Annotated in this window: 20 protein-coding genes and 1 pseudogene; all 21 read right to left on the minus strand. The window is 56.7% G+C overall.

All coding sequences use genetic code 11. The features are described from left to right. Window positions 1-44 precede the first annotated feature (44 nt). Window positions 45-2,075 (minus strand): pyridoxamine 5'-phosphate oxidase family protein, encoded by a 2,031-nt coding sequence (locus tag K0F88_RS07420; protein WP_094469870.1) that lies wholly within the window; start codon window positions 2,073-2,075, stop codon window positions 45-47. A 65-nt stretch (window positions 2,076-2,140) separates the two neighbouring features. Continuing rightward, complete coding sequence (locus K0F88_RS07425; protein WP_094469869.1) at window positions 2,141-2,767, minus strand: glutathione S-transferase family protein; 627 nt, start codon at window positions 2,765-2,767, stop codon at window positions 2,141-2,143. Window positions 2,768-2,897: 130 nt separating this feature from the next. Next, a complete protein-coding gene (locus K0F88_RS07430) occupies window positions 2,898-3,800 on the minus strand; it encodes a LysR family transcriptional regulator (RefSeq protein WP_094469868.1) in 903 nt (300 codons plus the stop codon). Window positions 3,801-3,961: 161 nt separating this feature from the next. After that, entirely contained in the window at window positions 3,962-4,300 is a 339-nt protein-coding gene (locus tag K0F88_RS07435; RefSeq protein WP_219094706.1) for a YceK/YidQ family lipoprotein, read from the minus strand. A 148-nt stretch (window positions 4,301-4,448) separates the two neighbouring features. Next, window positions 4,449-5,153 carry a glycosyltransferase family 25 protein gene (locus tag K0F88_RS07440; protein ID WP_219094707.1) on the minus strand — a complete coding sequence of 235 codons (705 nt, stop codon included), beginning with the start codon at window positions 5,151-5,153 and terminating at the stop codon, window positions 4,449-4,451. Between the two features lie 669 nt (window positions 5,154-5,822). Next, on the minus strand, window positions 5,823-6,887 hold the full coding sequence (locus K0F88_RS07445; RefSeq protein ID WP_219094708.1) for an ATP-binding protein: 1,065 nt from the start codon (window positions 6,885-6,887) through the stop codon (window positions 5,823-5,825). Then, entirely contained in the window at window positions 6,884-7,630 is a 747-nt protein-coding gene (locus K0F88_RS07450) for a response regulator (RefSeq protein WP_219094709.1), read from the minus strand. Before K0F88_RS07450 ends, K0F88_RS07445 begins: the two co-directional genes overlap by 4 nt. A gap of 175 nt (window positions 7,631-7,805) precedes the next feature. Beyond that, window positions 7,806-7,964: pseudogene (locus K0F88_RS32265) on the minus strand (flagellar hook protein FlgE); the annotation flags it as partial. A gap of 646 nt (window positions 7,965-8,610) precedes the next feature. Further along, window positions 8,611-10,443 carry a glutamine--fructose-6-phosphate transaminase (isomerizing) gene (gene glmS / locus K0F88_RS07455; RefSeq protein WP_219094710.1) on the minus strand — a complete coding sequence of 611 codons (1,833 nt, stop codon included), beginning with the start codon at window positions 10,441-10,443 and terminating at the stop codon, window positions 8,611-8,613. 1 nt (window position 10,444) lies between these two features. Continuing rightward, window positions 10,445-11,221: a DeoR/GlpR family DNA-binding transcription regulator gene (locus K0F88_RS07460; RefSeq protein ID WP_010465456.1), complete on the minus strand. Its 777-nt coding sequence runs from the start codon at window positions 11,219-11,221 to the stop codon at window positions 10,445-10,447. A gap of 217 nt (window positions 11,222-11,438) precedes the next feature. After that, entirely contained in the window at window positions 11,439-12,806 is a 1,368-nt protein-coding gene (gene glmU / locus K0F88_RS07465) for a bifunctional UDP-N-acetylglucosamine diphosphorylase/glucosamine-1-phosphate N-acetyltransferase GlmU (RefSeq protein WP_219094711.1), read from the minus strand. 116 nt (window positions 12,807-12,922) lie between these two features. Continuing rightward, the gene (locus K0F88_RS07470) at window positions 12,923-13,348 is read right to left on the minus strand and encodes a F0F1 ATP synthase subunit epsilon (RefSeq protein ID WP_007969909.1); all 426 of its coding nucleotides are present in this window, start codon (window positions 13,346-13,348) and stop codon (window positions 12,923-12,925) included. Between the two features lie 45 nt (window positions 13,349-13,393). Then, window positions 13,394-14,773, minus strand: coding sequence for a F0F1 ATP synthase subunit beta (gene atpD, locus K0F88_RS07475; RefSeq protein ID WP_008155715.1), 1,380 nt, complete (start codon window positions 14,771-14,773; stop codon window positions 13,394-13,396). Window positions 14,774-14,800: 27 nt separating this feature from the next. Further along, window positions 14,801-15,661, minus strand: a complete 861-nt coding sequence (gene atpG / locus K0F88_RS07480) for a F0F1 ATP synthase subunit gamma (RefSeq protein ID WP_219094712.1) — start codon at window positions 15,659-15,661, stop codon at window positions 14,801-14,803. A 50-nt stretch (window positions 15,662-15,711) separates the two neighbouring features. Further along, a complete protein-coding gene (gene atpA / locus K0F88_RS07485) occupies window positions 15,712-17,256 on the minus strand; it encodes a F0F1 ATP synthase subunit alpha (RefSeq protein WP_008007884.1) in 1,545 nt (514 codons plus the stop codon). A 21-nt stretch (window positions 17,257-17,277) separates the two neighbouring features. Beyond that, window positions 17,278-17,814 carry a F0F1 ATP synthase subunit delta gene (locus K0F88_RS07490; protein WP_059403768.1) on the minus strand — a complete coding sequence of 179 codons (537 nt, stop codon included), beginning with the start codon at window positions 17,812-17,814 and terminating at the stop codon, window positions 17,278-17,280. Between the two features lie 12 nt (window positions 17,815-17,826). Beyond that, window positions 17,827-18,297 carry a F0F1 ATP synthase subunit B gene (locus tag K0F88_RS07495; RefSeq protein WP_007948090.1) on the minus strand — a complete coding sequence of 157 codons (471 nt, stop codon included), beginning with the start codon at window positions 18,295-18,297 and terminating at the stop codon, window positions 17,827-17,829. Between the two features lie 56 nt (window positions 18,298-18,353). Beyond that, window positions 18,354-18,611 (minus strand): F0F1 ATP synthase subunit C, encoded by a 258-nt coding sequence (atpE, locus tag K0F88_RS07500; protein WP_002555987.1) that lies wholly within the window; start codon window positions 18,609-18,611, stop codon window positions 18,354-18,356. Window positions 18,612-18,744: 133 nt separating this feature from the next. Continuing rightward, window positions 18,745-19,614, minus strand: a complete 870-nt coding sequence (gene atpB, locus K0F88_RS07505; RefSeq protein WP_162437614.1) for a F0F1 ATP synthase subunit A — start codon at window positions 19,612-19,614, stop codon at window positions 18,745-18,747. A 16-nt stretch (window positions 19,615-19,630) separates the two neighbouring features. Further along, entirely contained in the window at window positions 19,631-20,038 is a 408-nt protein-coding gene (locus K0F88_RS07510) for a F0F1 ATP synthase subunit I (protein ID WP_010465473.1), read from the minus strand. 148 nt (window positions 20,039-20,186) lie between these two features. Continuing rightward, on the minus strand, window positions 20,187-21,059 hold the full coding sequence (locus tag K0F88_RS07515; protein WP_077748853.1) for a ParB/RepB/Spo0J family partition protein: 873 nt from the start codon (window positions 21,057-21,059) through the stop codon (window positions 20,187-20,189). Window position 21,060 lies beyond the last annotated feature (1 nt).

Here is a 21,060-nt window from a genome sequence, read left to right on the forward strand (position 1 = left end):
TAGGCTCGCTCCCACAAAGGGATTCTCTGGGTGCTCTGGATTGTTCACAAATCCAGGACCAACGGCTGCGAACCCTGCGCCGGCACTGCGCAACAAATCAGCACCTCACCCGCATCAGGCACTTGCGCCGGAGGCTGTGGATAATTCACCGCCCCGCTGATCAGACGGGTCTTGCAGGTCCCGCAGGAACCGCCGCGGCAGCTGAATTCCGGGCGCAATCCGCGGCTTTCCGCCAGTTCCAGCAAACTGCCGCCCTCTGGCTGCCAGCGCGCCTCTTTGGCCGAGCGCTGGAATACCACCGGCACCGAAACCGTGGCAGCCGGTGGTTGCTCGATGACCACGGCGTCCGGGTCCGGCGTGCGACGCAGCGTCGACGGGCCAAAGGTTTCGGCATGAATCCTTGAGTCGCGAATGTCCAGGTCCCTCAGTGTGTCGTACAGCCCTTGGGTAAAACTGCCCGGGCCGCAGAGGACAAAATCCACCTGGTCGTAGTCTTCCACCTCAAGCATCGTCTTGAGCAGGTCGCCGTCGATTCGCCCGGTCAGGTCAAAATCTTCCCCCTCGCGAGCATCCGGCTCCGGCTGACTGAGCAACCGCCGCACGAGCACCGCGTCACCGAGGCCATCAAGCAAGCGGTCCAGCTCCGGACGAAACGGTTGATCGGCCAGGGTTCGTGAACTCTGGAAAAACCAGGTCGGGCGGATGCTCCGCGTGCGCAGACCTTGATAAACCACCTCACGCACCATCGACAGCAGCGGCGTGATGCCGACACCCGCCGCCAACAGCACCAGCGGCCGCCGCTCATGGGGCGCCACGGTGAAATGCCCTTGGGGCGCGCGGGCTTCCAGGACATCGCCGACCCGGATCTGCTCATGCAGGTGCGAAGACACCAGGCCTTCACGCTTCACGCTGATGCGAAAAAAGTCATCGGACGGCGCGCTCGACAGGCTGTACGTGCGGATATGCACATCGCCGGCAATGTTGAATCGCAGGGGCAAATGCTGCCCGGCCTGAAACACCGGCAACCCGGCGTCATCGGCTGGCTCCAGATAGATCGAACGGATGTTGTGGCTTTCCTGTTCGATGCGCGCCACCCGCAACGGCCGCCAGTGATCGCCCAGGGCCTTGGCTTGCAGGCGTGCGTTTGCCTGCGCCCAGGTGCCGGTCAGTAAACTGGTGGGCGACACGCCATCGAAGCGCCAGCGCAAGGCCAGCGCCGCAGGCCGACGCACCACGCGTTCCACCTCGAAGGTCCACAGCCGCTCGGCCCCCTGAAAAGCCTCGACCTGCGGGCCTTCGAGAATGACTTCCGCGTGGCCGCTGAGGTGCAGCAGATCGCCCGTATTGAAATCGATGAACAGCAAACCGGCCCGAGGATTGATCAGCAGGTTGCCCAAGGTGTTGAAGAACAGGTTGCCGGCAAAGTCCGGGATGGTCAGGCGATTACCTTCCACCTGTACGAAACCGGCCTGGCCACCGCGATGAGAAACGTCCACCGAGCGTTGGCCGTCGACGTCCACATAACTGGCGACAAAGAAGGTATCGGCCCCGGCGATCATGGCTTGGGCCGCGTCATCCAGCGCGTTTAGATGCTGCGCGACACGGGTTGCCGGGTCCGCCAAGGGCTCCGTGCGAAACTGACGCAATTGAATGTATTGCGGGCAATTGCCGAACGATTGCTCCACCGTCACCCCGAAGCCGCTCGCGGTGACAGCGTCGACTCGACCATTCATACGGTTGCGACGCCGGGTGTGCAGCTCGATTCCGAGCAGACCGATCGCCGCACCCGCTTGTAATTGCGCAGGGTCGTCGCTGCCGGGCAGGCTGTCGAACTGCAACAGCGCAGGTGCTGGAGAATGAGCAAAACCCGGCGACCCTTCAAGAATACTGGCCCAAGGGTTACCGTCAGCATCCACCGCGCCGTACAGCATGAACGGCAGTTGCTGATAGAACAGGCGGTGCTGATCCGGCATCTCCCCGCGAATCACCCTACGACCTAATGTGTCCATTCGCTCGGCTACACCTACGTGAGCCTGCAACTGTTTCTCGCCAGCGTGCCAAGGTGAACGGTCCATAACGGCTTCTCCCCTGCGCTTATCGCGCGCAACAAGAACGGCCCGACTGAATCGGGCCGTGAGCATCAGGCTGTTTTTTGCAGGCCGGCGACGGTGCGCGGCATGCCCACAAACCCCGGCAAGGCTTCGACGCGCGCCAGCCAGGCGCGGATGTTGGGGTAGTCGTCCAGCGACACATTGCCTTCCGGTGCATGGGCGATGTAGCTGTAGGCCGAAACATCGGCAATGGTCGGCTCGTTGCCTACAAGGTAGGGGGTGGCGGCCAGTTCCTGATCGATCACTTTGAGCACGGTGTGGGCGTAAGCGATCACCTCTTCAGCGTTGTAAGGCGCACCAAACACGGTGATCAGCCGGGCTCTTGCCGGGCCAAAGGCAATCGGCCCGGCGGCGACCGAAAACCAGCGCTGCACCTTGGCCGCACCGACCGGATCGGTTGGCAGCCAGCGACCATTACCGTATTTCTGTGCCAGATAAACCAGGATCGCGTTGGAATCGGCCAGCACCACGCCTTGATCATCAATCACCGGAACCTGACCAAAGCGATTGAGCGCCAGGTAATCCGGCTGTTTGTGTGCGCCTTTTGCCAGATCGACAAAGATCAGCTCGGTCGGCAGTTGCAGCAGGGACAGCATCAGCTCCACACGGTGAGCATGGCCAGAGCGAGGGAAGTTGTAGAGTTTGATGGCTTGCATGGTCGACTCCGCTGGGTGGAGGCGCCGTTCACGGAAGATCAGCGCCGATGGGAGCTATCTTGCCCTCTCAACCAAAACAACAGAATAGCCAGAAAACGCAATCCATTATTTCATCCAGCGCAATAACCCGTCAGCCGCGCAAGGCCGGGTGCTCACGCAACACCTTCACCGCGAAATCGACAAAACTGCGGACCCGCACCGGCGCCTTGCGTCCCCCGTGATAGACCACATGAATGGGTAACGGCGGCAGTTCAAAATCAGCCAGCACGATTTCCAGCTCACCGGCGGCAACCTTGCTCGCCACTTGATACGACAGGACTCGGGTCAGGCCCAGCCCCAGGCTCGCGGCGGTAATGGCGGCCTGATTGGCCGTGACCACAAGCCGCGGTTCCGGGCGAATGTTCAGGGGCTCCCCCGCCTCAAGAAACGGCCAGGTTCTCAATTGGCCAATGGACGAGGTGGCGATAATCGGCGCCCCGTCTAAATCATTTGGGTGCAGAGGCTTGCCGCGCTTCGCCAGAAACTCCGGAGAGGCGCAAATCACCCGCCGCACCTCGCCCACACGAATCGCATGTTGGTTGCTGTCAGGCAATTCACCGATGCGCACCGCCACATCGATGCCCTCCTCGACCATGCTCACCACCCGGTCGACGAGCAGCGCATTGATGGTGACCTCAGGAAACTGGTTGAGGTAACCGACCGTGAGCGGCGTGACGAACAACTCACCGAACAATACCGGTGCTGTAATCGTCAGTTGCCCACGAGGTTGTGCGTGACTGCCGGCTGCCGAATCCTCCGCTTCCTGCACCTCGGCGAGAATCCTCCGACAATCCTCCAGAAAACGCTGCCCCGCCTCGCTCAAATGCACGCTGCGGGTAGTACGCGTCAGCAACTGCGTGCCAATGCGCTTCTCCAGCGCCGCCACCGCCCGGGTGACACTGGCCGCCGACATCCCCAAACGCCGCGCTGCCGCAGAGAAGCCTTGGTCTTGGGCCACGGCGGCGAAAACCTGCATTTCCTGGAATCTGTCCATGGCAAAGTCCTAGTGGGAGGGAGATGAGTCTCTGGTATCCGGAATCGCGGGTTTCAATCTACCCTCAAAGGCCAGTAACAACTGGCTTTCAATAATTGAAGCTTTGTTGTAATGAAGACTTTTCGCGGATTATCTCGGATGGCGCTTATTGCAGATCGTCTCTAGTTAGGAATTTCTATATTGCCATCTACATTCTGACGATAAATCGTGTAAGGCAGGAAGAGCGTATCAAAAACAACAGACGGTATGAAATCTATTAGCATCAACGGAATACCGGCAGGCGCCGCGGGATTCCTCTCACTCACATCAGGCGGGCCATCCAGAACACAAAAGTCATAGAAAAATCCACTGTAAACGCGCGGAATGGAGCCACAATTTGTTTTCCACTCTTTGAGTTTATGCCCGGCCACCTCATCCGAACGAAAAACCGTATTGATCGTACCGCACCCCGAAAGAAACAAACCTATAGCGACGAGCAACAGGCTACGTGTATTTATCATGCACAGCTCCATCCATTAGCAAGAACCGATAGTTTAACGAAAATCTTGGGCGCGATTTGGAATCGGGATAACTCAGTCAGTGGACGTTTACACCAACGTTCGACGACCTCGCCTGAATATAAGGTATCGACAACCACGTCATGTCTGTTCAAAGTTTGTAATGCAATATCGTCTTCCCGATATTTTTGAATGCTTGTGTGTACTGCTTCCGCCAGTTCTCACGCCAGTACGCTGCAGATGGAGACATCCTGGCACCGGACTGGTCTTGTACGTCGCTTGAAAAAACTTCTCCAGGCTGCTGCTGGCTCAGCATCGGGAACGCCATATAACCTTTGAAGTTTTTGGAATAAACGTTGTCGATCGCGATGCCAGCGTAGGGGGCGTGTCCTAACAAATGTCGGCATCCCCTATTGGACAGAATGTAGGCATGTGTTCCCTTTGCCCGCACTCGTGCAATGCCTCTTTTCCAGGTTAGCCAAACTTTCCCAAGGTTCGCGCCCAAGTAGAGTAACTCAGGTTCGCGCAGGTTCATAAATGCGTTCATCTGCTTTACTTGGCTCTGGTTAAACGAAACCAGTGTTGCGTCATCCTCGAGAATCAGTACGCGCCGGTAGTTTCGCTGCAGGGCTAACTTCGCGCATCTGACGTGGGATTCAAAGCAGCCTCGTTCTGGATTTTCGTCATCACGGTCCACAATCACAAACTCAATGGTCAGTCCACTACCTTCGAACTCGCGATTCAACAGCACGCGTCGATCAGTCCGCTTCTGAAGACTGATACAGAAAACGCCATCAATTTTCAGTTGACTCAAATCCTTTTTTTTGGGCAATCCGTTGTCAATAACTGCGTTCATGAGAAAGCTCCGATTTTAAAGACATTGCCACTCCTGATCGTGCCGTTTCAGCTCAAAGCCCGGACTTGGATGTGAAAGGGGAGCGGCTGTCGCATCACATGTGTCCCCCACTTATCTGCGTAGGATCAATAATCGACGTAAATGCCTAATGTCATGGTGGGTGATAGACACGTTGATTGTGCGCAAGGAAGATGGATTTTTGTGGGAGAGTGTATGGAGGCACGATGGAGATTAAATGTTAATGTTGAATTCTACCGGCCTGGCGAACAACGGGTGAGCCAGTAGCAGCTAGTATCCTTGCTTTATTCGGTGAGAATCGGAGGGATTCAAACATTGATCAGTAAGCGTTAATTCGACCTTGTTGTGCGTTTAGCATTGATCTACGCCAAGCAGTCCACAGAAGCTTTGTATTCCAATGAGCATGACGATAGATGCGCGAGGTTGCTTAATTTCCCGCAATCGCTAAACGATCAGGGACCTACTGGGGAGAGGTCGGCCCAACCAAGTTAGATTCATTTCTTTGACTTCTACCCAGTACCCGTTTTCTGGTTTAGTACCACAGCTCATTAAGGTGATACAAACACCATCGGGGTCCAGCAAGGCAAAGTGTCGATAATTTATTCTTCTCTTGAATCTCAAAATAAAGACGTACTTTTTCATATATGATTTTTATCTGGCATTCCAGCTAAGTTCAAACAATGTTCCCCCGTTTTCCACGTTTCGACAGGTAACGGTACCTCCGTGTGCGAGGGCAATGGCGCGCACTACTGCCAGACCCAATCCACTGCCACACTGAGCCCGCGAGCGCGAGTTTTCACCGCGCTGGAACGCGTCAAAAATACGCATGATAAGGTGCTCATCAATGCCGGGGCCGTCATCTCTTACTCTCAGGTAATTGATCTGATTTCGGGTGGACAGATGAACGACGACATTCCCAGGTGTCGCGTGACGTCGAATATTGTCCAGCAGTGCCAATAGTGCTTGGCAGATCCTCGCCGGGTCGCAGCGGACAGGGCGTCTTTGCAGATACAGTCGCAGGACAAAACCAGCTGCCTGCAGGCTGGGCTCGAACAACCGGATATCGTCTTCTATCTCGGTCGCCAGGTCGGCTTCGCGCAGGTTCAGCTCGAGATAACCGCTGTCCGCCAAGCCGACCACCCGAAGGTCTTCAACCAACCGGGTCAACCCCTCCACCTGATTCAACAAGCTGCAGAATTGCAAAGTGTCCGGTTCGAATACCCCTTCAGCTAAACCCTGCAAACGGCCGCGTAAGATAGTGAGGGGCGTGCGCAGTTCGTGTGCAATAGCCGCATTCCAAAAAGCCTGTTCTTCCGCCATGCGTTTCAATCGTTTGGCCATGCTATTAAAGTCATCGACTAACAACGCCGCTTCGCCTATTGATTGGTCACCGGCAACGGCCTGTACTTCAAGATCGCCATTTGCCAACTTTCGAAGGCTCGCGGCGACAGAGTTCAAGGGCATGAGAATTCGTCGAGATAACTTCACAGCAACGATACATCCCACGGCCAGGCTGACAAAGGTGGTCAGGCCCATCCATACCCATTCAATACTGGAAGGCATCCATTGATCCAGCTCCTCGTTGGAGAGCGGCCAGAATGTCCATAACATTGCATAAAATACATACGAGCCGATCACCGCCAGGGTGATAACGCACAACACCACCGCAGACATGGACAAAATGATCTGGCCGCTCAAGCCATTGAGCATTTTCACGCGATACTCCCGAATCGGTAGCCGACGCCTCGGATACTTGCTGGTACACCCTGTAAACCCAAATCTTCGATCTTTCTGCGCAACTTGCTGATGTGACTGTCGACGGTACGTTCAAGACTGTCACTCTCAGGAGAACTGGTGGCTAAAAGCTCTGCCCGACTGAGCACTTTTTTCGGGGACTTTGCCAACTGAACCAGCAACTTGAATTCCGTTGCAGTCAAGACAAGCGGTACCTTGTTACCGTCAATGCACACGGTAACTTCATGGCTTTCGATGTCGATTTCAAATGCATCCACCCGCAGCACGCTCGTGCCGCTGCCATGCTTGTAATCGATGGAGCGCCGTAACACCGCCTGGGTCCGGGCGACCACTTCTGCCGGGTTGAACGGTTTGACGATGTAGTCGTCGGCACCGATACGCAGCCCCATCAGTTTGTCCACGTCCTGATCCTGCGCCGTAAGCATGATCACCGGTGTGTTGCCTCGATGGCGAACCTCCGCCAGCACCTTCCAGCCGTCCAGATTCGGCATAAGCACATCCAGCAACATCAGGTCGGGCTTGAGGGTCTGATGCATCTGTAGGGCTCGTTGCCCGTCAAGCGCATGAGCCGTGCGAAAGCCACTGCGTTTCAAATAGGCAATCAGAATGTCCGCTATATCTGGCTCGTCCTCCACAATCAAAATGAGTGCGTGCGTTTCTCTGGCATTTCTCGTCAGGTGGGATAGAGCAGAGAAGTCATTCATATTTTGCTCGATGAATTTAAAGTCGTCTGTCGCGCACGTAATCCCACCGTGGCGGCCATCAGAATTCGCGCACGTAGATCGACTACAGATTTTCGGCGACTGCGTGCAAGGCATGCAGTTGGTTAAAGCGTTTGCGAAGGAGTGCCTAACATCTCGTTCGCGGTAGAAATGACCATTTGCGGCCGCTTCCCAGTTTGGTCGCAGAGTATACGTCCGCGTTTTCTGCGCGCGAGAATTTGAAGCCAGTAATCGCAGCGTTCGTAACATTATTACCGGTGACATCCAACTTTCCGTTGGCTGCATAGAGGCTGCTTAGGCCACTGTTAAAAGACATACCAGCTCCTTCTCTTACCGGTTTAGATTGTGTGCGGGCGCGCGAGCACAGCTTGGGAGGGAGGAATTTTGACTGCATGCCCCATCTCAGGTGTTCAGCCTCAATGTGTCTTGCAGTCAATTCACGAGCAACGGAGAAACCCGTCTCCGGCATTTCTGCAGCGGGTTGCATTGTGTGCAGGGGATCATGTTGTTTTGCGGGAGGTTTTGTGGAGTTACGGTGGAGATGAGGATTTTTTGCTAAGAACGGGGTATGGGGGGCGTAATAACCTTACTGAGCAAGTCTTGATCAAATCGGGACTGAACATTTCTTCAGTGACAATGGCCCAATGAACGTGTTGAACAGCCCGGAAAAACGCCTCTCGATCTCAAGTTGTTCCACACTCTCCTGGCTTATTTGGCTTCAAGGTCGCTGCGGTATTTGATTGTTCGAGCTACGGATTTGCAACTGACATCAGTTTATTAATTGTTAATAAAAAATCCGTGGTCATAACGCAAGGAAGCACTGTCTTCGGATATCTGGGGTACCGCACTCCGATAGAGCTAGCGATTGCTTGAGCTCGAAGAGGAGAATCTGCACGATAGTTCAGCCCAAAAAAAGAAACCCCCGTAAATACGGGGGTTTCGGCCAGTCAGCTGTGGATAACTTATTCCACCGTCACCGACTTCGCCAGGTTCCGCGGCTGGTCGACGTCCGTGCCTTTCAACACCGCCACGTAGTACGAGAGCAACTGCAGCGGGATGGTGTAGAGGATTGGCGACAGGATGTCGTGGATGTGCGGCATGTGGACAACGTGGGTGCCTTCGCCGTTGGTCATGCCAGCCTTTTCGTCTGCGAAGACGATCAGCTGGCCGCCACGGGCGCGGACTTCCTGGAGGTTGGACTTAAGCTTCTCCAGCAGTTCGTTGTTCGGCGCCACGGTGACCACGGGCATGTCGTTATCCACAAGCGCCAACGGGCCGTGCTTCAGTTCGCCCGCCGGGTAGGCTTCGGCGTGGATGTAGGAGATTTCCTTGAGTTTCAGGGCCCCTTCCATCGCTACCGGGAATTGCGCGCCACGACCGAGGAACAGGGTGTGGTTTTTCTCGGCGAACAGCTCGGCGATTTTCTCCACGGTGCTGTCCATGGCTAGGGCTTCGCCCAGACGGGCTGGCAGGCGACGCAGTTCTTCAACCAGGGTGGCTTCGACGCCTTTGGCCAAGGTGCCGCGAACCTGACCCAGGGAGAGGGTCAGCAACAGCAGGCCGACCAATTGGGTGGTGAAGGCTTTGGTCGAGGCCACGCCGATTTCGCGACCGGCCTGGGTCAGCAGGGTCAGGTCGGATTCACGCACCAGCGAACTGATACCGACGTTGCAGATCGCCAGGCTGGCGAGGAAGCCCAGTTCCTTGGCGTTGCGTAGGGCGGCCAGGGTGTCGGCGGTTTCGCCGGACTGGGAAATGGTGACGAACAGGGTGTCCGGCTGCACCACGACTTTGCGATAGCGGAATTCGCTGGCGACTTCGACCTGGCACGGGATGCCGGCCAGTTCTTCCAGCCAGTAACGGGCAACCATGCCGGCGTGGTAGCTGGTGCCGCAGGCGACGATTTGTACGTTGCGCACTTTGGCGAACAGCTCGGCAGCCTGTGGACCAAACGCCTGCACCAAGACACCGTTCGGGCTAAGACGACCTTCGAGGGTGCGTTGAACCACGGCCGGTTGCTCGTGGATTTCCTTGAGCATGAAGTGGCGGAATTCACCCTTGTCGGCCGCTTCGGCGCCGTCGCGGTACTGCACGGTTTCGCGCTCGACGGACTGGCCATTCACGTCCCAGATGTGCACGCTGTCGCGGCGGATTTCGGCGATATCACCTTCTTCCAGGTACATGAAGCGGTCGGTGACCTGGCGCAGGGCCAACTGGTCGGACGCGAGGAAGTTTTCACCCAGGCCCAGGCCGATCACCAATGGGCTGCCGCTACGCGCTGCCACAAGACGATCCGGCTGATCGGCGCTGATAACGGCCAGGCCATAAGCACCGTGCAACTCTTTAACGGTGGCTTTGAGGGCCACGGTCAGATCGCTCAGGTCCTTGAGTTTGTGGTTCAGCAGGTGAGCGATGACTTCGGTGTCGGTGTCCGAGGTGAACACGTAACCCAAGGCTTTCAGCTGTTCGCGCAGGGCTTCGTGGTTCTCGATGATGCCGTTGTGGACCACGGCCAGGTCGCCGGAGAAATGCGGGTGCGCGTTGCGCTCGCACGGGGCGCCGTGAGTGGCCCAACGGGTGTGGGCGATGCCGAGGCGACCGATCAGTGGCTCGGCTTCAAGCGCGTTTTCCAGCTCACTGACTTTGCCCGGGCGACGCATGCGCTCGAGCTTTTCGTCGTTAGTGAAGACCGCCACACCGGCGCTGTCATAGCCACGGTATTCCAGGCGCTTGAGGCCTTCGAGCAGGATGGCGGTGATATTACGTTCTGCGACTGCGCCGACAATTCCACACATGCTATTTCTCCTGACTGACAGCCGCGCAAATCAAATTGATGCCGCGGGCTTGAATCTGATCGCGCGCCGCAAGTGGCAGGCGTTCATCGGTAATAAGGGTATGGACGCTGCTCCAGGGCAGCTCCAGGTTGGGAATCTTGCGGCCGATCTTGTCGGCCTCCACCATCACGATTACTTCACGGGCGACGTCAGCCATGACCCGGCTCAGCCCCAGCAATTCGTTGAAGGTGGTGGTACCGCGAACCAGGTCGATACCATCGGCACCGATAAACAACTGGTCGAAGTCGTAAGAGCGTAGTACTTGCTCGGCGACCTGCCCCTGAAAGGACTCGGAATGCGGGTCCCAGGTGCCACCGGTCATCAACAGCACCGGTTCGTGTTCGAGCTCGCTCAACGCATTGGCAACGTGTAAGGAGTTGGTCATCACCACCAGTCCCGGTTGCTGGCCGAGTTCCGGAATCATGGCGGCGGTGGTGCTGCCGCTGTCGATGATGATCCGTGCATGTTCGCGAATCCGCGTAACAGCGGCGCGAGCAATGGCTTGTTTGTATTTGGAAACCGGCTGGCCGATGTCGGCGACCAACTCCTGAGGCATGGTGATCGCTCCGCCATAGCGGCGCAGCAGCAGACCATTACTTTCAAGCGCGGCCAAATCCTTGCGAACCGTAACTTCCGAAGTTTCGAAGCGCTTGGCCAGCTCATCCACACTGACTTCACCCTGTTCATTGAGCAAGGCGAGGATGTTGTGGCGGCGTTGGGGGGTATTGCGCTTCGACATGTGCTGGTAAGTTTCGATTCGAAAGATAACGGAAGCAATCAAAACCTATTGGCGAAACTTCGTCAAGCGGGTGCAAGAAAAAATATCTGTGGATAAACGCATCACGGGCAAGCCCGCTCCCACAAGGTCGTGCGAAATCCTTGTGGGAGCGGGCTTGCCCGCGATGACGATCAATCAGGCTGTGTATAACTAAACCTGCAAATGCTATGTGGATAACTCAGCTCTTCTTGATCTTAACCGGCCGCTTCCAGCCATCAATGTTCTTCTGACGCGCCCGACCCACCGCCAACTGCGCGTTATCCACATTCTGGGTAATGGTCGAACCAGCCGCCGTCGTTGCGCCGGAAGAGATATCCACAGGTGCCACCAACGAATTGTTGGAACCGATGAACACATCTTCACCCAACACGGTCTTCCACTTGTTGGCGCCGTCGTAGTTGCAAGTGATGGTGCCCGCGCCAATGTTGGTGCGCGCGCCAATTTCGGCGTCCCCCAGATACGTCAGGTGACCGGCCTTGGCGCCTTCACCCAGATGCGCGTTCTTCAGCTCGACAAAGTTACCCACATGCGCGCGAGCCTCAAGCACCGTGCCCGGACGCAGGCGTGCGAATGGACCAGCATCGCTGCCTTCGCCCAGGATCGCGCCTTCGATATGGCTGTTGGCCTTGATCACCACGCCTTTGCGCAGGGTACTGTCTTTGATCACACAGTTCGGGCCGATCACCACGTCATCTTCAATGACGACCTTGCCTTCGAGGATCACGTTGATATCGATCAGAACGTCGCGGCCGACGGTGACTTCACCGCGTACATCGAAACGAGCCGGGTCACGCAGGGTCACGCCTTGAGCCATCAAGCGGCGACCGGCGCGCAACTGATAATGACGCTCGAGTTCGGCGAGCTGCTTGCGATCGTTGGCACCCTGCACTTCCATGGCGTCATGGGGCTGCTCGGTGGCCACCACCAGACCATCGCTGACCGCCATCGCGATCACGTCCGTCAGGTAATATTCGCCTTGGGCATTGTTGTTGGAGAGTCGGCTCATCCAGCCACCCAGTTGCGCGAAAGGCAGGGCCAGAATGCCGGTGTTGCCTTCGGTGATTGCGCGCTCGGACTCGTTGGCGTCTTTCTGCTCGACGATGGCCGTGACCTTGCCGGCGGCATCGCGGACGATGCGGCCATAACCGGTCGGGTCATCCAGCTCGACGGTGAGCAAGCCCAATTGCTGCGGGGCCACTTTCTTGAGCAGACGTTGCAGGGTTTCAACTTCGATCAACGGAACGTCACCGTACAGGATCAGTACGGTGTCGGACTCGATGAACGGCACGGCTTGAGCCACCGCATGGCCGGTACCGAGCTGCTGGTCCTGCAGGACGAAATTCAGATCGTCGGCTGCCAGACGCTCGCGCACCGCTTCAGCACCATGGCCAATCACCACATGGATGCGTTGTGGATCAAGTTGCCGGGCGCTGTGGATAACATGGCCAAGCATCGAGTTGCCGGCGATCGGGTGCAGAACTTTCGGCAACGCCGAACGCATGCGAGTGCCTTGGCCGGCAGCGAGGATAACGATTTCAAGAGACATGACTGGCTACCAATCCTGGGTGGTCAGCGGCTGCGACCAGGTTATGAAAATCGGAAAAGAAAAAAGGGTAGCCGAGGCTACCCTTTTTAATCAATCGCGCAACAAGCAATGGCCTATTAGTGGCCAAACTTCTTGCGGATCTGCTGGACGGTGCGCAGCTGAGCTGCAGCCTCGGCCAGACGTGCGGCAGCAGAACCGTAATCGAATTCCGCGCCCCGCTCATGCAAGGCCTTCTCGGCAGCCTTAACGGCTTCCTGAGCGGAGGCTTCGTCCAGGTCGGCAGCACGTTGCACGGTGTCGGCAAGAACCTTGACCATGTTCGGCTGAACCTCGAGGAAACCACCGGAGATGTAATACACCTCCTCTTCCCCGCCCTGCTTGACCAGGCGGATCGGGCCCGGCTTGAGATTAGTGATCAACGGCGCGTGACCCAGGGCGATACCAAGATCACCCAGTGCACCGTGCGCAATCACCATCTCGACCAGACCGGAAAAGATTTCCCCTTCCGCGCTGACGATATCGCAATGGACTGTCATAGCCATCTGATTGCCTCAACCTAAATTAGCGCCCGTTGCCAGGCGCCGGGATTACAGTTTCTTGGCTTTCTCGATCGCTTCTTCGATGCCGCCGACCATGTAGAACGCTTGTTCTGGCAGGTGGTCGTAGTCACCGTTGAGGATGCCTTTGAAGCCAGCAATGGTGTCTTTCAGGGAAACGTATTTACCCGAGGCACCGGTGAAGACTTCAGCCACGAAGAACGGCTGCGACAAGAAACGCTGGATCTTACGAGCACGGTTTACCAACTGCTTGTCGGCTTCCGACAGCTCGTCCATACCCAGGATCGCAATGATGTCCTTCAGTTCTTTGTAACGTTGCAGAACATACTGTACGCCGCGAGCGGTGTCGTAGTGATCCTGGCCGATTACGTTCGGGTCCAACTGGCGCGAAGTCGAGTCGAGTGGATCGACCGCCGGGTAGATACCCAGGGAAGCAATGTCACGGGACAGAACGACGGTGGCGTCCAAGTGGGCGAAGGTGGTCGCTGGCGACGGGTCAGTCAAGTCATCCGCCGGTACGTATACCGCCTGGATCGAGGTGATCGAACCGTTCTTGGTCGAAGTGATACGCTCTTGCAGAGTACCCATCTCTTCGGCCAGGGTCGGCTGGTAACCTACTGCGGAAGGCATACGGCCCAGCAGTGCGGATACTTCAGTACCGGCCAAGGTGTAACGATAGATGTTGTCGACGAACAGCAGAACGTCGTTACCTTCGTCACGGAACTTCTCGGCCATGGTCAGGCCAGTCAGTGCTACGCGCAGACGGTTACCCGGCGGCTCGTTCATCTGACCGTAAACCAGTGCCACTTTGTCCAGAACGTTGGAATCCTTCATCTCGTGGTAGAAGTCGTTACCCTCACGAGTACGCTCACCCACACCGGCGAACACGGAATAACCGCTGTGCTCGATGGCGATGTTACGGATCAGTTCCATCATGTTTACGGTTTTGCCTACACCGGCACCACCGAACAGACCGACTTTACCACCCTTGGCGAACGGGCAAACCAGGTCGATAACCTTGATGCCGGTTTCCAGCAGGTCGTTGCCGCCCGCTTGTTCAGCGAAGGTTGGCGCAGGACGGTGAATGCCCCAGCGCTCTTCGGTGTCGATCGGGCCAGCTTCGTCGATCGGGTTGCCCAGAACGTCCATGATCCGGCCCAGCGTCGCTTTACCGACTGGTACGGAGATGGCAGCGCCAGAGTCGGTGACTTCCAGACCGCGCTTCAAGCCTTCGGTGGAACCCATCGCAATGGTACGAACCACGCCGTCGCCCAGCTGTTGCTGAACTTCGAGGGTGGTTTCAGCCGCGCTCACTACTTTCAGCGCGTTGTAGATGCTCGGTACGCTGTCGCGTGGAAATTCCACGTCGATAACGGCGCCGATGATTTGAACGATACGTCCGCTACTCATAGCTGGATCCTCTGAATATTTGAACCGTTAAACCGCGGCAGCGCCGCCGACGATTTCCGAGATCTCTTGGGTGATCGCAGCCTGACGCGCCTTGTTGTAGACCAGCTGCAAATCGCTGATCAAATCACCGGCGTTGTCGGTAGCGTTCTTCATCGCGATCATCCGCGCAGCTTGTTCAGCCGCGTTGTTCTCGACCACCGCCTGGTAGACCTGCGACTCCACGTAACGGACCATCAAGCCGTCAAGCAGCTCTTTGGCGTCCGGTTCGTACAGATAATCCCAGTGGTGCTTGAGTTCCTGATCCGGGGTTGCCACCAGTGGAATCAACTGCTCCACGGTAGGCGATTGCGTCATGGTGTTGATGAACTTGTTGGACACAACGCTCAGACGGTCGATACGACCATCGAGGTAGGCATCCAGCATCACCTTGACGCTGCCGATCAGATCATTGATCGATGGCTCTTCACCCAGGTGGCTGATAGCTGCTACGACGTTACCGCCGAAGTTGCGGAAGAAAGCCGCACCCTTGCTACCAACAACACACAGATCAATCTCGACGCCGTTTTCGCGGTTTACCGCCATGTCCTTGACCAAAGCCTTGAACAGGTTGGTGTTCAAGCCACCACACAGACCACGGTCACTGCTCACCACAACATAACCGACGCGCTTTACTTCACGGTCGAGCATGAACGGGTGGCGATATTCCGGGTTGGCGTTGGCCAGATGGCCAATAACCTGGCGGATGCGCTCCGCATAAGGACGGCTAGCAGCCATGCGCATTTGTGCCTTGCGCATTTTACTGACCGCCACTTTTTCCATGGCGCTGGTAATCTTTTGCGTGCTTTTGATGCTCGCAATCTTACTGCGAATCTCTTTTGCGCCTGCCATGTAACACCTATCAGGTTAGCAAGCGGGAGCCTTGCGGCTCCCGCTGCGGCTTACCAGGTTTGGGTGGCCTTGAACTTCTCGATACCGGCTTTCATGCCAGCGTCGATTTCGTCATTGAAGTCACCCTTCACGTTGATCTTCGCCATCAAATCGGCGTGATCGCGGTTGAAGAAAGCAATCAGCGCTTGTTCAAAGCTGCCGATCTTGGCGATTTCGACGTCAGTCAGGAACCCACGCTCAGCGGCATACAGCGACAGCGCCATGTCAGCGATCGACATTGGTGCGTATTGCTTCTGCTTCATCAGCTCGGTAACGCGCTGACCATGCTCAAGTTGCTTACGGGTCGCTTCGTCCAGGTCAGAAGCGAACTGGGCGAATGCCGCCAGTTCACGGTACTGAGCCAGAGCGGTACGGATACCACCGGAGAGCTTCTTGATGATCTTGGTCTGAGCGGCACCACCCACACGGGATACCGAAACACCGGCGTTCACAGCAGGACGGATCCCGGAGTTGAACATGGCCGATTCCAGGAAGATCTGACCGTCGGTGATGGAAATCACGTTGGTCGGAACGAACGCGGAAACGTCGCCAGCCTGGGTTTCGATGATCGGCAGTGCGGTCAGGGAACCGGTTTTGCCGGTCACTGCGCCGTTGGTGAACTTCTCTACGTATTCTTCCGAAACGCGGGATGCGCGCTCCAGGAGACGGGAGTGGAGATAGAACACGTCGCCTGGGTAAGCTTCACGGCCTGGTGGACGGCGCAGCAGCAGGGAAATCTGGCGGTAAGCCACTGCTTGCTTGGACAGATCGTCATAAACGATCAGCGCGTCTTCACCGCGGTCGCGGAAGAATTCACCCATGGTGCAACCGGAGTACGGTGCCAGGAATTGCAGTGCTGCAGATTCCGAAGCGCTCGCTGCCACGACGATGGTGTTAGCCAGTGCGCCGTTTTCTTCCAGCTTGCGAACCACGTTGGCGATGGTCGATTGCTTCTGACCGATCGCGACGTAGACGCAGAAAATGCCGCTGTCTTTCTGGTTGATGATCGCGTCGATCGCCAGAGCGGTTTTACCGATCTGACGGTCACCGATGATCAGCTCACGCTGGCCACGGCCGACAGGAATCATGGCATCGACAGCCTTGTAGCCAGTCTGTACAGGCTGGTCTACCGACTTACGCCAGATCACGCCTGGAGCAACTTTCTCGACCGCATCGGTCTCGGTGTTGTTCAGCGGACCTTTGCCGTCAACTGGGTTACCCAGTGCGTCGACAACGCGACCCAGCAGTTCCTTACCAACCGGAACTTCGAGGATGCGGCCGGTGCACTTGGCGCTCATGCCTTCAGCCAGAGACTGGTAGGAGCCCAAAACAACGGCACCTACGGAGTCTTGCTCCAGGTTGAGAGCCATACCGAAGACGCCGCCCGGAAACTCGATCATCTCGCCGTACATGACGTCGGCCAGACCGTGAATCCGCACGATACCGTCAGATACGCTGACGACAGTGCCTTCGTTACGGGCTTGGGAGGTCACATCGAGCTTGTCGATGCGGCCCTTGATAATTTCACTTATTTCGGAAGGATTGAGTTGCTGCATTGCTCTGCTGCCCCTTCAAACTCAAGATTTCAATGCTTCGGCAAGGCTCGCGAGTTTGCCGCGAACCGAGCCATCGATAACCAGGTCGCCGGCGCGGATGACAATGCCCCCGATAAGGGATTTGTCTTCCTCGACTTGCAGGCGCACTTCCCGGTTGAGTCGTGCACTGAGAACCTTGGCGAGTTTGTCTTGCTGTTCTTGGTTCAATGCAAAAGCACTGGTCACTTCAACGTCTACCGACTTCTCTTGTTCGGCCTTGTACAGGTCGAAAAGAGCGGATATCTCCGGCAAAAGCGGGAGACGGTCGTTTTCGGCAACGACGTGAATGAAGTTCTGTGCCTTGGCATCAAACTTGTCGCCGCACACGTCAATAAACGTGGCGGCCTTGTCTGCGCTCGTCAGTCGCGGGGCCTTGAGCACGCGCTGCATAGTGTCGTCTTGCGACACTGCTGCAGCCAGGCCGAGCATGGCTGACCAAGAGGCCAGTTGCTGGTGGGCCTGGGCGTGCTCGAAGGCTGCCTTAGCGTAAGGTCGGGCCAACGTGGTCAATTCTGCCATGATCGCCCTCGCTTAAATTTCAGCAGCCAGTTTGTTTACCAGCTCCGCGTGCGCGTTTTGATCGATTGTGGAACCCAGGATCTTCTCGGCACCAGAGACTGCCAGGCTACCCAGTTGGGCACGCAGCGCGTCTTTGACACTGTTCAGTTCCTGCTCGATCTCGGCCTGAGCCTGAACCTTCACACGGTCAGCGTCGATACGGGCTTTTTCAACAGCCTCTTCAACGATCTGGTTACCGCGTTTCTTGGCTTGCTCAATGATTTCGGCTGCCTGAGCTTTTGCTTCGCGCAGTTGCTGACCCGCTTTATCTTGGGCCAGCTCCAGGTCGCGAGCTGCTCGGGCGGCAGCGTCCAGTCCATCCGCGATCTTCTTCTGACGTTCGTGCAAAGCCGCGATGACCGGAGGCCACACGAACTTCATGCAAAACAGTACAAAAATGAAGAACGCAACGGACTGGCCAATCAGGGTTGCATTAATGTTCACGCCAACACCTCGCTCGTTCGTTGCACATCACACCAATTACTCGAAGGTTCGAGTAATTAGCCAGCGAGTTGACCAACGAATGGGTTCGCGAAAGTGAAGAACAGAGCGATACCAACACCGATCATGGTTACGGCGTCGAGCAGACCGGCAACGATGAACATTTTAACTTGCAGCATTGGAACCATTTCTGGCTGACGCGCTGCGCCTTCCAGGAACTTGCCGCCCAACAGGCCGAAACCAATTGCGGTACCCAGTGCGCCCAGGCCGATCAACAGTGCAACAGCGATAGCGGTTAGACCAACTACAGTTTCCATCTTTCCTCCCGACTTTTACGTCGTATGGTTTAGGTTTTTTAGATTTTAAAGCGGTAAAACAAATCGTTTCATAGCCCTGTTCGGGCACCCACCCGTTTGACCGGGTGGGACATCAGACTAGTCGAGACTGGTCTTAATGGTTCTCTTCGTGCGCCATCGACAGGTAAACGATGGTCAGCATCATGAAGATAAACGCCTGCAGGGTGATGATCAGGATGTGGAACACAGCCCACGCCCACTGCAGAACTACGCCCAGGCCGCTAAGCCAGAGCAGACCGCTGCCGAACATCACAGCGATCAGAATGAACACCAGCTCGCCGGCATACATGTTGCCGAACAGTCGCAGAGCCAGGGAGATCGGCTTGGCGATCAGGGTCACGAATTCCAGCAGGAAGTTCACCGGAATCAGCAGCGCTTGCAGGAAAATATTCTTGCTGCCGAACGGGTGCAGGGTCAGTTCGCCGATGAAGCCGCCGATGCCCTTGACCTTGATGCTGTAGAAAATGATCAACGCGAACACCGACAGGGCCATGCCCAGGGTAGCGTTCGGGTCAGTAGTGGATACGGCACGGAACGGAATGTGCGCATCACCGGTGATCAGGATGGCCAGCTGAGGAATCCAGTCGACCGGGATCAGGTCGACGGCGTTCATCAGGAAGACCCAGACGAAGATGGTCAGTGCCAACGGTGCAATCACCGGGCTACGGCCATGGAAGCTGTCTTTCACGCTGCCATCGACGAATTCGACCAATACTTCAACGAAGTTCTGCAAAGCACCAGGCTGACCGGAAGTCGCCTTCTTCGCCGCCATGCGGAAAAGAAGAACGAAGATCAGACCCAACGCGACCGACCAGCCGAGAGTATCGACGTGGAAAGCCCAGAAGCCCATTTCTTTGGCTTCTGCTGCGGTGTGGGCAAAACCCCACCCGCCAGTTGGGTGCTGACCGAAGGTCAGGTTCTGCAAGTGGTGCTGGATATAGCCCGAAGCGGTTGTTTCTGCCATGGTTGCCTCAAACGCCCTAAGGTCTCGAAAGTCTTGTTCTCATCAGCAGGGGCGCGAACCAGCTGACCAGTTGGGTCAACACGAAGACGCCGAATACAGCTAGCGGCGCCAATGGCTTCACACCTGCGAACGTCAATGCAAAGAGCACTGCCGTCAAAATCAGTTTGCCCGCCTCACCGGCATAAAAAGACCGGACGATGGCTTGGGCTGCTCGGGCGCCGGAAAACCGAAATGCCCTGTGAGCGAAATAAACATTGGGCAGCAAGGCTATCAGGCCTCCGCAGAGTCCTGAGTACCCGGCAACGACTCCGTGCCATTGCCAGAGCGCCAAAGCGGCGATCAGCAAAACGACAAACTGAGCCATTAACACCGGAAAAACTGCCAGGCGATGGAACGGCAAGCGGTTTGGCGTGCGGCTTTCCATCACAATTACTCCCCAATGGTCGGCTGCCAGAATTCAATAACTTGGCATAATTTGTGCCGACAAAATGCGCGCAGAGTATAGGGGCGGTTCTGCCCCTATTCAACTGTCAGGTAGTGATTTCCGACTGCACGCTACATGAGGAAATGTTTCAACGAATGTGCGCGAGCACACCTTGAAGCTCATCGAGGGAGTTGTAACCAATAACCAACTGCCCTTTTCCCTTCTTTCCGTGGCGGATCTGCACCGCAGAGCCTAGGCGTTCAGCCAGGCGCTGCTCGAGTCGGGCGATATCAGGGTCCTGTTTAACCGGTTCAGCAGGCTCCTGTTTGCCACTCAACCACTGGCGAACCAGTGCCTCGGTTTGGCGCACAGTCAGCCCCCGTGCGACAACATGTCGCGCCCCTTCAACCTGTTGATTCTCCGGTAAACCGAGCAAAGCACGGGCATGACCCATTTCCAGGTCGCCGTGCGACAGCATGGTCTTGATAACTTCCGGCAACGCGATCAAGCGTAGCAGGTTGGCCACGGTCACGCGGGATTTGCCCACGGCTTCGGCCACTTGTTGCTGAGTCAGCTGGAATTCCTGCTGCAAACGCTGCAAGGCCACGGCTTCTTCGATGGGATTGAGGTCTTCGCGCTGGATGTTCTCGATCAGCGCCATGGCGATCGCGGTTTCATCCGGCACATCACGAACCATCGCCGGGATGGTTTCCTGGCCAGCCTGCTGGCTGGCGCGCCAGCGGCGTTCACCGGCGATGATTTCAAAACGACCGCTGCCAATCGGACGCACCACGATCGGCTGCATCACGCCCTGGGCCTTGATCGACTGCGCCAGTTCTTCCAGCGCCTGAGGATCCATGTCCCGACGCGGCTGGTACTTGCCGCGCTGGATCAGGTCCAGGGGCAGGTGCTGCAGCTCACGCTGATCGGCCTGGACCGCTTGTTCTTCCAGCGAGCTGACAGTCGGACCACTCAGCAGTGCATCCAGTCCACGTCCGAGACCTCGTTTCTTGACGGCCATG

This window comes from Pseudomonas sp. UMAB-40 (assembly GCF_900095275.1).
In the GTDB taxonomy this organism is placed as follows: domain Bacteria; phylum Pseudomonadota; class Gammaproteobacteria; order Pseudomonadales; family Pseudomonadaceae; genus Aquipseudomonas; species Aquipseudomonas mandelii_B.

Coding starts and splice junctions, on each gene's coding strand:
- K0F88_RS07420 (WP_094469870.1), bottom strand. CDS start 2,075: ATGGACCGTTCACCTTGGCACGCTGGCGAGAAACAGTTGCAGGCTCAC.
- K0F88_RS07425 (WP_094469869.1), bottom strand. CDS start 2,767: ATGCAAGCCATCAAACTCTACAACTTCCCTCGCTCTGGCCATGCTCAC.
- K0F88_RS07430 (WP_094469868.1), bottom strand. CDS start 3,800: ATGGACAGATTCCAGGAAATGCAGGTTTTCGCCGCCGTGGCCCAAGAC.
- K0F88_RS07435 (WP_219094706.1), bottom strand. CDS start 4,300: ATGATAAATACACGTAGCCTGTTGCTCGTCGCTATAGGTTTGTTTCTT.
- K0F88_RS07440 (WP_219094707.1), bottom strand. CDS start 5,153: ATGAACGCAGTTATTGACAACGGATTGCCCAAAAAAAAGGATTTGAGT.
- K0F88_RS07450 (WP_219094709.1), bottom strand. CDS start 7,630: ATGAATGACTTCTCTGCTCTATCCCACCTGACGAGAAATGCCAGAGAA.
- glmS (WP_219094710.1), bottom strand. CDS start 10,443: ATGTGTGGAATTGTCGGCGCAGTCGCAGAACGTAATATCACCGCCATC.
- K0F88_RS07460 (WP_010465456.1), bottom strand. CDS start 11,221: ATGTCGAAGCGCAATACCCCCCAACGCCGCCACAACATCCTCGCCTTG.
- glmU (WP_219094711.1), bottom strand. CDS start 12,806: ATGTCTCTTGAAATCGTTATCCTCGCTGCCGGCCAAGGCACTCGCATG.
- K0F88_RS07470 (WP_007969909.1), bottom strand. CDS start 13,348: ATGGCTATGACAGTCCATTGCGATATCGTCAGCGCGGAAGGGGAAATC.
- atpD (WP_008155715.1), bottom strand. CDS start 14,773: ATGAGTAGCGGACGTATCGTTCAAATCATCGGCGCCGTTATCGACGTG.
- atpG (WP_219094712.1), bottom strand. CDS start 15,661: ATGGCAGGCGCAAAAGAGATTCGCAGTAAGATTGCGAGCATCAAAAGC.
- atpA (WP_008007884.1), bottom strand. CDS start 17,256: ATGCAGCAACTCAATCCTTCCGAAATAAGTGAAATTATCAAGGGCCGC.
- K0F88_RS07490 (WP_059403768.1), bottom strand. CDS start 17,814: ATGGCAGAATTGACCACGTTGGCCCGACCTTACGCTAAGGCAGCCTTC.
- atpE (WP_002555987.1), bottom strand. CDS start 18,611: ATGGAAACTGTAGTTGGTCTAACCGCTATCGCTGTTGCACTGTTGATC.
- atpB (WP_162437614.1), bottom strand. CDS start 19,614: ATGGCAGAAACAACCGCTTCGGGCTATATCCAGCACCACTTGCAGAAC.
- K0F88_RS07510 (WP_010465473.1), bottom strand. CDS start 20,038: ATGGAAAGCCGCACGCCAAACCGCTTGCCGTTCCATCGCCTGGCAGTT.
- K0F88_RS07515 (WP_077748853.1), bottom strand. CDS start 21,059: ATGGCCGTCAAGAAACGAGGTCTCGGACGTGGACTGGATGCACTGCTG.